The 13,290-nt window shown below is 56.2% G+C and carries 14 protein-coding genes; 12 read left to right on the top strand and 2 right to left on the bottom strand.

Annotation, left to right across the window (positions count from 1 at the left end; all coding sequences use genetic code 11):
• The first annotated feature begins 151 nt into the window (after positions 1 to 151).
• Positions 152 to 526 (top strand): tautomerase family protein, encoded by a 375-nt coding sequence (locus tag H0484_RS06290; RefSeq protein ID WP_226953679.1) that lies wholly within the window; start codon positions 152 to 154, stop codon positions 524 to 526.
• Positions 527 to 537: 11 nt separating this feature from the next.
• Here H0484_RS06290 and H0484_RS06285 read toward each other — a convergent pair whose 3' ends face one another.
• Positions 538 to 2,211: an FMN-binding glutamate synthase family protein gene (locus H0484_RS06285; RefSeq protein WP_226953678.1), complete on the bottom strand. Its 1,674-nt coding sequence runs from the start codon at positions 2,209 to 2,211 to the stop codon at positions 538 to 540.
• A gap of 190 nt (positions 2,212 to 2,401) precedes the next feature.
• Here H0484_RS06285 and H0484_RS06280 point away from each other — a divergent pair, with 190 nt between their 5' ends.
• The 9 genes from H0484_RS06280 to H0484_RS06240 all read left to right on the top strand — a co-directional run bounded on the left by H0484_RS06280 (position 2,402) and on the right by H0484_RS06240 (position 10,246).
• Positions 2,402 to 2,731, top strand: coding sequence for a DMT family transporter (locus H0484_RS06280; RefSeq protein ID WP_226953677.1), 330 nt, complete (start codon positions 2,402 to 2,404; stop codon positions 2,729 to 2,731).
• Positions 2,732 to 2,973: 242 nt separating this feature from the next.
• A complete protein-coding gene (gene thrS / locus H0484_RS06275) occupies positions 2,974 to 4,902 on the top strand; it encodes a threonine--tRNA ligase (protein ID WP_226953676.1) in 1,929 nt (642 codons plus the stop codon).
• Between the two features lie 49 nt (positions 4,903 to 4,951).
• Positions 4,952 to 5,509 carry a translation initiation factor IF-3 gene (gene infC, locus H0484_RS06270; protein ID WP_226953727.1) on the top strand — a complete coding sequence of 186 codons (558 nt, stop codon included), beginning with the start codon at positions 4,952 to 4,954 and terminating at the stop codon, positions 5,507 to 5,509.
• 64 nt (positions 5,510 to 5,573) lie between these two features.
• Complete coding sequence (gene gshB, locus H0484_RS06265) at positions 5,574 to 6,530, top strand: glutathione synthase (RefSeq protein ID WP_226953675.1); 957 nt, start codon at positions 5,574 to 5,576, stop codon at positions 6,528 to 6,530.
• A 1-nt stretch (position 6,531) separates the two neighbouring features.
• Positions 6,532 to 6,978, top strand: a complete 447-nt coding sequence (locus H0484_RS06260) for a PTS sugar transporter subunit IIA (RefSeq protein ID WP_226953674.1) — start codon at positions 6,532 to 6,534, stop codon at positions 6,976 to 6,978.
• A 17-nt stretch (positions 6,979 to 6,995) separates the two neighbouring features.
• Positions 6,996 to 7,271, top strand: coding sequence for an HPr family phosphocarrier protein (locus H0484_RS06255; protein WP_226953673.1), 276 nt, complete (start codon positions 6,996 to 6,998; stop codon positions 7,269 to 7,271).
• 97 nt (positions 7,272 to 7,368) lie between these two features.
• Positions 7,369 to 9,072 carry a phosphoenolpyruvate--protein phosphotransferase gene (ptsP, locus tag H0484_RS06250; protein ID WP_226953726.1) on the top strand — a complete coding sequence of 568 codons (1,704 nt, stop codon included), beginning with the start codon at positions 7,369 to 7,371 and terminating at the stop codon, positions 9,070 to 9,072.
• A 433-nt stretch (positions 9,073 to 9,505) separates the two neighbouring features.
• A complete protein-coding gene (locus H0484_RS06245) occupies positions 9,506 to 9,928 on the top strand; it encodes a hypothetical protein (RefSeq protein ID WP_226953672.1) in 423 nt (140 codons plus the stop codon).
• A gap of 60 nt (positions 9,929 to 9,988) precedes the next feature.
• Positions 9,989 to 10,246: an accessory factor UbiK family protein gene (locus H0484_RS06240; protein ID WP_226953671.1), complete on the top strand. Its 258-nt coding sequence runs from the start codon at positions 9,989 to 9,991 to the stop codon at positions 10,244 to 10,246.
• 16 nt (positions 10,247 to 10,262) lie between these two features.
• Here the strand turns inward: H0484_RS06240 and H0484_RS06235 are convergent, their stop codons facing one another.
• Positions 10,263 to 11,162, bottom strand: a complete 900-nt coding sequence (locus H0484_RS06235; protein WP_226953670.1) for a recombination-associated protein RdgC — start codon at positions 11,160 to 11,162, stop codon at positions 10,263 to 10,265.
• Between the two features lie 504 nt (positions 11,163 to 11,666).
• On the opposite strand from H0484_RS06235, the gene recA reads away from it, so the two are divergent.
• Together recA and recX are read left to right on the top strand one after the other, a co-directional pair.
• The gene (recA, locus tag H0484_RS06230) at positions 11,667 to 12,749 is read left to right on the top strand and encodes a recombinase RecA (RefSeq protein WP_226953669.1); all 1,083 of its coding nucleotides are present in this window, start codon (positions 11,667 to 11,669) and stop codon (positions 12,747 to 12,749) included.
• Positions 12,736 to 13,278 carry a recombination regulator RecX gene (gene recX / locus H0484_RS06225; protein WP_226953668.1) on the top strand — a complete coding sequence of 181 codons (543 nt, stop codon included), beginning with the start codon at positions 12,736 to 12,738 and terminating at the stop codon, positions 13,276 to 13,278. Before recA ends, recX begins: the two co-directional genes overlap by 14 nt.
• The last annotated feature ends 12 nt before the right edge of the window (positions 13,279 to 13,290 follow it).

Raw genomic sequence — 13,290 nt, 5'->3', positions numbered from 1 at the left:
GAGCGGGTTGTTAACGGCTACTGTCGTGTGCGGGCGCATCTGATAAGACAGGCAAGAATCGCTGGGGTTCCTCTTAAAGCCATTCTTATGCCTAAGTTGAATCCCGGTGATAAAGTGGCGCTTTCATGCCAGACGATTTTGAGGATGCTTTATGCCGTTCGTTACTATCACCGTCACTCAGCCGCTTAGCCCTGATCAGAAGCAGCAACTGCTGTTAGCAAGTAGTGATGCGGTTGTCGATGCCCTGAAGGCACCTTTGCCTTCGGTGCGCATAGTCTTGCATGAGTTGCCGGCAGGTCATTATTTGAATGGTGGCAAGTTCGACACCATGGCCGTCGAGTACGAAATGGACATGATAGAAGGGCGCTCAGAGCAGCTTAAGGCTGACGTCATGCGCGAGCTAAGCCGTGCCGCCAACCGTGTTCTGGGGGTGAGCGAAGAGGAAGTGCGTGTGCGGATGACGGACTTTCCCAAAACCGATATGGGCCTTGCCTTCGGAGTCTCAGTCAAGGCGGCTGGGCGCTAGGCTCACTGCGTTTAATTAGCGGCTTGTTGTTGAGTCGGGCTCGTATCCACATGGCCCGACATGGCCGCGCTCAAGCTATATAAGGGCTCAAACGATTCGGCTTGAGCCATAGGCCAGGTAACGCGAAACAGGGTTTGCCTATACTTGCCGTCTAGCAATTCGCCTTTGCCCAGATCAGGAAACAGGGCCGACAATACGCGAACCTCGGTGCTGGATATGCGTCGCGCAATGTGGTGGGGGCGCAGCTGGTCGGGATGATTCAAACCAGCAGCGGCTACTAGCTCGGCTAATGCCCGCAGCGTGTTGCTATGGTAGTTGGCGACGCGTTCCGACTTGTCTTCAACGACCAGCGCGCGCTGGCGGCGAGGGTCTTGCGTGGTGACGCCAGTGGGGCAGTTGCCGGTGTGGCAGGTTTGCGCCTGAATGCAGCCCACCGCAAACATGAAAGCGCGGGCGCTGTTACACCAGTCGGCACCCAGTGCCATGATGCGGGCCATGTCGAATGCGCTGATGATTTTGCCCGAAGCACCTAATTTGATCTGCTCACGCAGCCCTATACCTACCAGTGTGTTGTGTACCAGGCGCAGGCCTTCTCGTAAGGGCGTCCCCACGTGATTGACGAACTCTACAGGCGCGGCACCGGTGCCGCCTTCCGCACCGTCTACCACGATGAAATCGGGAGTGATGCCGGTTTTTATCATGGCCTTGGCAATGGCGAACCATTCCCAGGGGTGGCCTACGCATAACTTAAAGCCCACGGGCTTTCCGCCCGAAAGCTCGCGCAGGCGCCTAATGAAATGCATAAGCTCTATGGGCGTGCGAAAAGCGCTGTGTTGGGCCGGTGAGTTGCAGTCTTTCCAGACAGGAATGCCGCGAGCTTGGGCGATTTCAGGAGTGACCTTGGAGCCTGGCAACATGCCTCCATGACCGGGCTTGGCCCCTTGCGACAGCTTGATTTCTATCATGCGGATAGAGGGCAAGCGCGCGCGTTCGGCAAATTTTTCTTCGTTGAAGTGGCCGGCCTCGTCGCGGCAGCCAAAGTAGCCTGAACCAATGTTCCAGATGAGGTCGCCGCCGTGTTCAAGGTGATACAGGCTGACGCCGCCTTCGCCTGTGTCGTGAGCGAAACCACCTAACTGAGCCCCTTTGTTCAGGGCGCGTACCGCATTGGCCGAAAGCGCACCGAAGCTCATGGCCGAAATGTTGAGTACCGATAGGGAGTAGGGTTGGGTGCACTCGGGGCCGCCCACGGTGATGCGAAAGCTTGAGGCATCAATAACGGGGGCCGGCGCCATGGAGTGGTTGATCCATTCGTAGCGATCACCGTAGACGTCTTCTTGTGTACCGAATGGCCGTTTGTCGGTTTCACGCTTTGCGCGCTGATAGACCAAAGAGCGTTGAGTGCGGGAGAAGGGCAGTTCCTCGGCATCGCTTTCAACAAAATACTGGCGGATCTCGGGGCGGATGAACTCGAAAAAATAACGCAGGTTGCCGATGATAGGGTAGTTGCGGAGTACGGCGTGCCGAATCTGGTGCAGTTCGTACATGCCGCGCAGAGTCAGGGCCAAACATATCAAGGCCAACAGCCACCACCACCCACCTTGAGACAAAGCCAGGCCCAGAAAAACAAGGGTGCCCAAACAGGCCAGATAAAACGCAGTGTGGCGGGTGAGCAGATTATCCATGGGTTAAACCTGGTGGGAAAAAAGCAAAGGGCGAGTCAGACAGAACCATAACAGAACTTGATGTTCAGTTGACAACTGGCTGTATATGAACCGGTAGGTATAATTATGAGTGCACGAGTGGTGCCAGGGACGGCCCGGGCAACTTGCCATGTTTATTCCGGGGACGACCTCGGGTTTCCGGAGTCATCTCATGTCAACTACCACCGCTTGGGTTGTATTGTTTATTGCCGGTCTTTTCGAAACCGGCTGGGCCATAGGCTTGAAATACACCGAAGGGTTTACTCGCTTATGGCCGTCGCTTGCTACTGCCGCCTGCATGATCATTAGCATGGGCCTGCTGGGCTTGGCGCTTAAAGTGTTGCCTGTTGGTACCGGCTACGCCGTATGGGTGGGCATTGGGGCCGCGTTTACCGTGGCTCTGGGTATCGTGCTATTCAGTGAGCCCATGAATGCCGGGCGTTTGCTTAGTGCGGGCCTGATTGTTGCGGGTATCGTGGGGCTTAAACTAACTTCGGCTTAAGCACTTGCAAGGTAGGCGCGTATCCAGGTTCTGCCGTGTGATACGTTATTAGGTGTTACACTAACAGACTATAAAATATTTTTGCAAGCGGATGCGCGCCTTCAGTCTATTTGCCCCTACCGAGCGAACGTGCCTGCTGGTTTGACCGCAGTCGCGTTGCCCCTGGGCCTTGCTTTCATCAAGCTCGCATCAAAACAGTGTCAACGCGGCCCCGGCCGCGTTTTTGCATTTCAGGACAACACATGGTTCAGATCACCCTGCCCGATGGTTCCCAGCGTAGCTACCCAGCTCCGGTGTCAGTGCACGACATCGCGAGCTCCATTGCTACAAGTTTGGGCAAAGCTGCCTTGGCAGGGCGGGTAACAATTGCCGGCCAACAAGAGAGCCGTCTGGTGGATACCAGCTTCATCGTCGATCAAGACGCTCAGGTCGCCATCGTTACCGCAAAAGACCCAGACGGGCTCGACCTCATACGCCACTCTACCGCGCATTTGTTGGCTTACGCGGTCAAATCCTTGTTCCCCGAGGCCCAGGTCACGATAGGGCCGGTCATCGACAACGGCTTTTACTACGACTTTGCCTACAAGCGCCCGTTTACGCCTGAGGACCTGGAAGCCATAGAAAAGAAAATGGCCGAGCTCGCCCGTAAGGATGAGATTGTCGTGCGTGAAGAGTGGTTGCGGGATGATGCGGTTGCGTTCTTCAAGAGCATAGGCGAAACCTATAAGGCCGAGATCATCGCTTCAATTCCCAGCAACGAAGCTATCAGCCTCTACCGAGAGGGTGAGTTCATCGACTTGTGTCGTGGGCCCCACGTACCTTCTACTGGCAAGCTCAAGGTATTCAAGTTGATGAAGGTGGCCGGCGCATACTGGCGCGGCGACAGCAACAACGAGATGCTGCAGCGTATTTACGGCACGGCTTGGGCAACCAAAGAAGAGCAGGCCGCCTATCTGCACATGATAGAAGAGGCCGAGAAGCGTGATCACCGACGTTTGGGGCGCGAGCTGGATCTCTTCCATTTCCAAGAAGAAGCCCCAGGGCTGATTTTCTGGCATCCCAAAGGCTGGACGCTTTGGCAGCAGGTCGAGCAGTACATGCGCCGCGTCTACCAAGAGAATGGCTACCAAGAGATCAAGGCGCCACAGATTCTCGACTTGTCGCTTTGGAAAAAGACGGGGCACTGGGATAACTACGCGGAGAACATGTTCACGACCGAGTCCGAGAACCGCACTTACGGTCTTAAGCCCATGAACTGTCCGGGCCACGTGCAGATTTTCAATTCGAATCTGCATTCCTATCGCGAACTGCCCATACGCTATGGCGAGTTTGGCCAGTGCCATCGCAACGAGCCTTCGGGCGCTTTGCACGGCATGATGCGGGTGCGCGGCTTTACCCAAGACGACGGCCATATTTTCTGTACTGAAGAGCAACTGCAAGACGAATGCGCAGACTTCACTGCACTGTTGCAAAAAGTCTACGCCGATTTCGGCTTTACCGAGATTCTTTACAAAGTGGCGACTCGCCCTGAAAAGCGCATCGGGGCCGACGAAGTCTGGGACAAGGCCGAGCAAGCCTTGATGGACAGCCTCAAGCGCACAGGTTGTGAGTTTGAGATTTCCGAGGGTGACGGCGCCTTCTACGGACCTAAGATCGAATATACCCTTAAGGATGCCATTGGGCGCCATTGGCAGTGCGGCACGATACAAGTGGATTTCTCCATGCCCCAGCGTTTGGGCGCTGAATATGTAGATGCCCAAGACCAGCGCCGCACGCCGGTCATGCTGCACCGAGCCATATTGGGTTCGTTTGAGCGTTTCATCGGTATGCTGATCGAACATCATGCCGGCGCGATGCCTGCCTGGCTGGCCCCCGAGCATGTGGTTGTGTGCTGTATTTCAGAGCCTTCAGCCGATTATGCCGAGCAAATTGCGCGAAGCCTGAAAAAACAAGGGTTTAGGGCTAGCGCGGATTTGCGCGGTGAAAAAATCACCCGTAAAATCAGAGAGCACAGCATGCAGAAGGTGCCGTATATCCTCGTTGTCGGGGAAAAAGAGCGAGAAAGCTCAGCGGTGGCCGTGCGTGCCAGGGGAGGGCGCGACCTGGGGGTCATGTCCGAGCAAGCTTTCTCCCAATTATTGCAAGAAGAAATTAACGCCCGCCGCAGTTAGGCCTAGTGCTGTTCCCAAGCGGCGATTTATTTGTTTTCAGTAAGGAGTTCTGGATATCGCAACCGATAAAGCCCATCGCATCAACGGTGAAATTCGTGTCCCCGAGGTGCGTCTCATAGGTGTAGAGGGCGAGCAGCTTGGCATCGTCAAGCTTCCGCAAGCACTCGATTTGGCAGAAGAACACGATGTTGATCTGGTCGAAATCGCGCCGAATGCCGCGCCGCCTGTATGCAGGCTGATGGATTATGGCAAATTCAAATACCAGGAACAAAAACGTCAGGCCGAGGCGCGCTCCAAGCAAAAGGTCATTCAGGTCAAGGAAGTGAAATTCCGTCCTGGTACCGACGAGGGTGATTATCAAGTTAAGCTGCGTAACCTGCGACGCTTCATCGACGAAGGCGACAAAGCTAAAGTGACTTTGCGCTTCCGTGGTCGCGAAATGGCTCACCAAGAGCTGGGTATGCGAGTGCTCGAACGTGTCAAAGCCGACTTGGGCGAACTCGTTCAAGTAGAGGCTATGCCCAAGATGGAAGGCCGCCAGATGGTTATGGTATTGGCGCCCAAACGCAAGGCACCCACTGGTAAGCCAGGCGAAGCGGCTTCCTGATTTTCATTTTCCGTAAACGGGCCATCCTCAGGTGGGGTGGCCCGTTTGTCTACCGGCTGCTTGTATGCACGTACTTTTCATCGTGGACCCTCTGCCTTCTCTAAAGGCATATAAGGATTCTTCCGTCGCCATGATGCGGGCGTTGGTGGCTCGCGGGCATCGCATAAGTGTAGCGCTGCAGGCCGATCTCTTCATCGAGGCCGGTGCCGTTCGCGCACATGCTACGCCGATCTCCCTGGTAGAGAATGCCGATCTGCATGAACCTGGGTGGTGGGTTGAGTCGTCAGGCTTCGAGACCGACCTGCGGGATTTCGATGCGGTGATCATGCGCAAAGATCCTCCCTTCGACATGGAATACTTCTACTCCGCGCATTTGCTGGCTTATGCTCAGCAGCAGGGGGCCAGAGTCTTCAACGCGGGGCAGGCTATCTGTACGCATCCCGAGAAGCTGGCTATTACCGAGTTTGCGCAGTTCACCTCGCCTACGCTGGTATCTCGTGACATGGTGCGCCTGAGGACTTTTCATGCCCAGCATGGCGACGTCGTCGTCAAGCCGCTAGACGGCATGGGCGGCATGGGTATTTTTCGCTTGCAACCGACCGAGCCGAATCTGGGTGCGATTCTCGAAACCCTGACAGACAACGGTGCGCGTACCATTATGGCGCAGCGCTACATACCCGAGATCGTCAAGGGTGACAAACGCATTCTCATCATAGATGGGCAACCGGTCCCATATGCTTTGGCGCGTATCCCGCTTGCGGGTGAAACGCGGGGTAACCTGGCGGCGGGCGGTCGTGGTGTGGCGCAGCCTTTGTCGCCACGAGACCTGGAGATCGCCCAGGCTATAGGCCCTGTCTTGGCCGAGCGCGGGCTGCTGCTCGTAGGCTTGGATGTCATCGGCGACTATCTGACCGAGATCAACGTCACCAGCCCCACCTGCTTCGTCGAGATTACCGAGCAAACGGGCTTCGACGTAGCAGACACCTTTGTGCAGGCGCTGGAGCGCCGGGTGGCGCAGTAAGATGGGTACCCCCAGGGTGGTTCTGGTGGCGCACGAGCCGCTGGCTTCCGCCTGGCGGGATTGCGCCGAGCATGTGCTCGGCCACAAGCCCAATGTTGAATGCGTGGACGTGCCGGCTGACGTTGATACCGAAGCCATGTGCCAGCAACTGCTCGAGCGCTTTTCCAACATGAATGATCCCAATGCACACGAACATGGTTTTCTTTTGTTGTGTGATGTATTTGGGGCAACGCCGTTCAATATCGCCCGGCGCGTAGTGCGCCAGCTGAATCGCGAAGGTGAACGCGCCGCTTTGCTGACGGGTACCAATCTTTGTATGGTGCTCAAGTCGCTGACGACTACCGACATCGATCTGCGCTCTCTGGCCTCCCGAGTTGCGGAGGCAGGACGAAAAGGGGTGGTCGATGTATGCGAGGGTTTGGCAGTTATGGGCCCTTCTTCGTCTTGATTGCAGGAACAGTGTGTATGCAGAACACCATGGATATCGTCATCACCAACAAGCTGGGCTTGCATGCTCGCGCAGCAGCGAAGCTTACGCAGCTTGCCAGTCGCTACACCGATTGTGAAATCTTTATCACGCGGGGTACGCAACGCGTGAACGCCAAGAGCATTATGGGCGTCATGATGTTGGCGGCAGGTTTAGGTGTCACGGTAACAGTAGACACCAGCGGTCCGCAGGCTGAAGAGGTTTTGCAGGCCATACATCAATTGTTTGAAGATAAGTTCGGCGAACCCGAATAACGTAAAACCGTATTAGCTCAAGGTAGGCCCCAAGGGGAGCGGCACAATGAAGGCACAGGCAAACGAGAACCATGCCGGGACGCAGACGATGGTCTGTATGCGGGGCCAGGGTGTCGTCAAAGGCTATGCAATAGGTCGTGCGGTCGTCATGGGGGCCGCCGCGCTCGAAGTGGCGCATTATCGCATTCAGACGGATGATGTAGCCGGAGAGTGCCAGCGACTCCGTGAAGCCATGGCGTCAGCTCGCGACGAACTGCAGTGCATGGTGGCGTCTTTGCCCAGTGATGCGCCACGAGAAATGGCGGCCTTGCTGACGGTGCACAGCATGCTGCTGGATGACCCGATGCTCGCGCAGCAGACCGTCTCGCTGATCACCGAAAGGTTATACAACGCTGAATGGGCACTGACCACGCAAGGGCAGATCCTGGCCGAACAGTTCGACAGCATGGAAGACGACTACCTGCGAGAGCGGGGTGCGGATATCCGTCAGGTCATAGAGCGGATTTTGCGCGTGCTGGCAGGCGACGAGAGCGCTGCTTTACCCGATATGCCTGCGGTGCAAGATGAGGAAGGTCTGATCGTTGTCGCGCGCGACATTTCCCCGGCTGACATGTTAAGGCTGCGTGGTGCGCATTTTGGTGCCTTCTTGACGGATTTGGGTGGGCCAACTTCTCATACGGCCATCGTGGCGCGCAGCATGAACGTGCCGGCTGTAGTGGGTATGAACAACGTGCGTGGACTGGTGCGTGACGGTGACTTGCTGGTGGTCGACGGCATGACCGGAGCGGTCCTTATCAATCCGCCCGATTTCATCCTGCAAGAGTATCAACGCCGTCGTGCGGCTTACGAGGATGACCGGGCAGAATTGGGTCTGCTGCGTGATGCGGAGGCGGTCACCTTGGACGGCGTGGTGATCACCTTGGAAGCCAATATCGAGCTGCCCGAAGAGGCCGAGATAGCCGTGCGTGAAGGCGCTGACGGCATAGGGCTGTTTCGCAGCGAGTTTCTCTTCATGGGGCGCAGCCATTTACCCACCGAAGACGAGCAATATGCAGCTTATGCGCATGTCGTCAAAACCATGAATGGCCGGCCTGTCACCATACGCACCTTGGATATCGGTGCGGACAAGACCTTGGTTGGTGATGTCACGGTGGCGGCCAATCCCGCACTGGGTTTGCGTGCCATTCGGTACTGCTTGGCGCACCCCGAGATCTTTGGCGCTCAGTTGCGAGCCTTGCTTCGAGCGGCTCATCATGGGCGCGTGCGTGTGTTGATTCCCATGATTTCACATATGCACGAAGTGCATGCCGTGCGACAAGCATTGGCAGCAGCCGAGCGCGAACTGGATGTTCGCGGGTTGCCTTATGGACGGGTAGAGCTGGGCGCCATGGTCGAGATTCCCGCGATCGCCATCGCCATTGAGCCTTTTGCACGTGAGTTGGACTTCCTCTCCATTGGCACAAACGACCTCATTCAGTATACCTTGGCCATCGATCGCGGAGACAGTGAAGTCTCTGATTTATATGATCCCATGCATCCCGCTGTGCTCAGGTTGATATCGGGCACCATCAATGCGGGGGAGCGCTTTGGCAAGCCTGTTTCCATCTGTGGCGAAATGGGCGGAGACGCTCAGGTAACACGTATGCTGCTAGGCTTGGGCCTGAAGTGTTTTTCCATGCACCCGCAACAGTTGCTCGACGTCAAACGAGAAATTCGTCAGGCGCACTCTAATGCTTTGCGAGTCAAGGTGGCATCGGCGCTTAACCGAGCCGAGCGTATCGATCTGCAAACGCTGATCTGACTGGCTATCTCTTCAAACAATATGTAACCAAAGCGGTAGGCACAAAGGTAATTTGTGTCAGGGTGTTGTGTCGTCCGCTGCTGGAAGAAGGGTGTGGATGGGGCTTGCGAACCAACTCCGAATGCGGCGCGCCCAGACCCTGAATGGGCGGATGCAAGCTGAGAAAGCGTGATGTTACAGGGCTGAACGCAAGCTTTTGACAGCGAACAAGGTGGCCATGGGGTGAGCTTGCTCAAGCAGTTTCGGCGGCTAAATAGCAGCTAAGTCGCTCGCCTTCTCGGTAACTAGGGTTTACACTGATTGAATGGTGCCTGGTAGAGGCGCTGCTAGACTTTACTTGAGGTCGGCCCAGTGCCGGTTTATTTGAAACTGGTCGCCGCCGGAACCATACCCTCAAGAGGGTCCGCGGTGATTTTCCCTTAGAGAGGACGTCATGAATAAGAACCGTACTTATCTCGCCATTCTGGCTGTCGCTGCTTCCGCCACTGTCTTGGCCGCTTGCTCGAAAGAAAATGATGCCTCCGCGCCAGGCACTGAGCCTGCTCCCTCAGGCATGGTGGATCCCGCCCCTGCACCAGGCGCCATGGCGCCGGCTCCCACGCCGGCACCTGAGGCTACCCCTACGCCAGCACCTGAAGCAGCCCCGGCTCCCGACAGTGCCCCCACGCCCACGCCGGCCCCCGAGCAATCCTCTTCGAATGCCAACGGTGAGTCTCTAGGCGACATGGCGGCTAGCACCGCTGAGAAGGCTAGGGAAGCCGTTGCCGATGCCGCTGCCAGTGCCGACAAGGCCATTCAGGGCGCAATTGGCAATGGCACGCAAGCCGCCCAGGCGCCTACTGCCGAGCAGAAGTAAAATATGATGGCGGCTTCCGGTTCTTCGAGAGCCGGAAGCTGATTATCTCAGGAGGGCGATATGCTTAACAACAAGGCTTGGCTGGACGATGTTCAGCGCAATATCTCGGATCTTATTGCTAAAAGCCCTGCGGCTGATATAGAACGGAATGTTAAAGCTTTTATGGGGCAGGCCTTCTCGCGTATGGATCTAGTGACGCGCGAAGAGTTCGACATTCAGGCTGCGTTGTTGGAACGCGCTTTGGCCCGCATCAGTGACCTGGAAACGAAAGTGCAGTCCATGCAAATGGAATCGGCACGCCAGCGCCCAGAGAACTGAGCGCTAGCGATATGCTTTATAGCTTGTGAAAACCGCCCAGTGCGGTAACCATATTATCCAAGAGCTTAGACAGTTCGCCCGTCATTAAAGTGAAGTCAGCGTCAAACTGCTCTCGGGCATCGGGGGCGGCGGGTGGCGCGTTCTCTTGCAAGACATCTAAGGGGGCTACCCGCTTGATGTCTAAGGTATCTGTCATCACGAACGACACCTTGTCTGCCCAAGTGAGGGCCAAACGAGTGCATTGTTTGCCTGCTTGCACATGACGCTGAATTTCTTCAGGGTCTAGGCTTTGGCGTACATACCGCACAGCAGCACGGCTTTCGCCAGATGAGCGTAGTTCGGCCTCTTGGTCTACGGTAAATCCGGCGGGCGGGGCCTCTGATAGCACCCAGTCGGTCATGGCCGTAGACGGTGCCATCTGTGTTGCCAAGGGCAAAATGGGGAATGGGTCCATGGTTTTGGCCAATAGACCCAAGACTTCGTCGCTTTTTGCAGCCGAGGCGGCGTCAATGACCAGCCAGTGATTGCGCATGTCGAACCACACACGGGTGTCGCGACAAAGGCTGAAAGCACGCGGTAGCAACTCGTCGGCGACTTGCTCCTTGATTTCCTTCATCTGCTTGCGACCCGGCTTATAGCCTTGCTGCGCTTCGATTTCCTGAGCTTTTTCGCGAGCCACCTGATTAATGACGGTGGAAGGCAGCAGTTTTTTTTCGGTGCGCAGTGAAATTAGGCGTTGACCTTCTTGCACGTAAGCAAGCGTGCCGTCTTCGGTGGGCGAAACCCAGCCCAGGCTTTGCATGCTTTGCCGGCCAGCGGGTTGGAAGGGGTGTTTTTCCAGGGCGGATTCGAAAGCTTCGAGTGAGGGTTGCCATTCAGGCGCGAGACGAAACAGCTTGAGATTCTTGAACCACATGAGCGATGAGAGGACGTGTTGAGAAACGGTAAGGCTATCAGTGTAACGTGCCTGTGCGCTTAAACCATGTGACAAAAACCGCCGGCCACGCTGTGTTGGTGTTTGCCGGTTTGACGGCCCCCGAGGCGATGTCTTTTTAGCTAGAGGCGGCCAGGCAAAAAAAACCCGATGCCGGGGCATCGGGTCGTGAGCACACTGGCTTACGCATACTACAGTTCGCGGGGCGCGTTGCGCCAGTGTGATAGCCTTGCCTGCGCTCTCGCCAGATCAGGGAAGACGGCGTAAGAGCGCGGGTGCTATTAAGCGATTCTAAGCGCCACCTGCTGACAGATGCCTGAAAGCTTATTGAGGCATGTTTGGGTATAGCGTGATGCGAATGTCGCACTTCAGCTTATCTGTGTATTTATCCAGTATAATTTAGTGCATAATCGCCATCACAGAATTGGCTGGCCCTAGTAAAAAGCAACTTGGCCAGTTCCATACACTTTCTAAAAGGTATTGCTCATGGATGACAAGCAAAGCAAGGCTAACGCCGCCGAACGTGCTAAGGCATTGGCCGCAGCGTTGTCGCAAATCGACAAACAGTTCGGTAAAGGGTCCATCATGCGCTACGGCGACAACCAGGTAGAGCACGACATCAAAGTTGTCTCCACCGGGTCGCTGGGTTTGGACATCGCTTTGGGCGTCGGGGGCTTGCCGCGTGGTCGTGTCATCGAAATCTACGGCCCTGAATCTTCGGGCAAGACCACACTGACGCTGCAAGTGATTGCAGAAATGCAAAAGGTAGGGGGTACTTGTGCCTTTATCGATGCCGAACATGCGCTCGACGTCCAATATGCCTCCAGCCTGGGGGTCAAACTTACCGACCTGCTGATCTCTCAGCCTGACACCGGCGAGCAAGCCCTCGAAATCACCGATGCTCTGGTGCGCTCGGGCTCGGTAGATCTCATTGTCATCGACTCCGTGGCTGCGCTGGTGCCCAAGGCTGAAATCGAAGGCGACATGGGTGATTCCCTGCCTGGCCTTCAGGCTCGCCTCATGAGCCAGGCACTGCGTAAGCTTACGGCAAACATCAAGCGTGCCAATTGCATGGTCATCTTCATCAACCAGATCCGCATGAAGATCGGCGTTATGTTCGGCAATCCTGAAACCACCACAGGGGGCAATGCACTCAAGTTTTACTCTTCTGTGCGCCTCGATATCCGCCGTATCGGCAATATCAAAAAGGGCGATGAAATCGTTGGTAACGAAACCCGGGTTAAGGTTGTCAAGAACAAGGTGGCTCCGCCTTTCAAACAGGCCGAATTCGACATCCTCTACGGCGCAGGTATTTCGCGTGAAGGCGAAATCCTCGATCTTGGTGCTCAAGCTGGCATCGTAGATAAGTCAGGGGCTTGGTACAGCTATTCAGGGCAGCGTATAGGGCAAGGCAAAGACAATGCCCGCGAATACCTGAAAGAGCACCCAGAGATGGCACGCGAGATCGAGAACAAGGTGCGTGAGCACTTGGGCGTGGTAGGTATGCCCGATGCTGCCCGCGAGCCTGGCGACGATCTAGAGAACGCCGGTCCGGATGACGCGGAATAAGGCTTTCCCCCCCGACGACTTTGAAACCCTGGCGTCGCCCGATGATGCGGGCACGCCGGGCAAACAGCGGGCGCCCACGGGTATTTCACTCAAGGCCAGGGCTGTCAATTATCTTGCTAGGCGCGAACACTCCCGCCAAGAGCTTGCACGTAAATTGGCGCCCCATGTGCCGCCCGACGAACCCGAGGTGCTGCAAGCGCTGCTCGACGAGCTAGAGCGCGAAAACTGGCTCTCAAATCAGCGTTTTGCGCAGGGAATGGCACATCGACGTGGGGTGGGGCGGGGTACTGCGTTGGTAATGCAAGAGCTTCGCCAGCATGGTCTCGAAGCCGCCGACCTGGAAGTCATCCGCGACCAACTTCGTGATACCGAGTTTGAGCGTGCCCAAGAGGCTTGGCAGAAAAAATTCGCCCAGGCTCCCGAAGACGCCAAGTCGTACGCCAAACAGGCTCGTTTCATGGCTTCCCGGGGCTTTTCCAATGAAACCTTTCGGCGGGTACTCTCCGAGCATAGCCAAACTCAGGAATAGCGTGGCTTGGGT

The organism is Mesopusillimonas faecipullorum (assembly GCF_020539505.1).
Lineage (GTDB): Bacteria > Pseudomonadota > Gammaproteobacteria > Burkholderiales > Burkholderiaceae_B > Mesopusillimonas > Mesopusillimonas faecipullorum.
The sequence above is the reverse complement of the archived record's forward strand: the minus strand, read 5'-3'. Positions and strand labels throughout refer to the sequence as shown.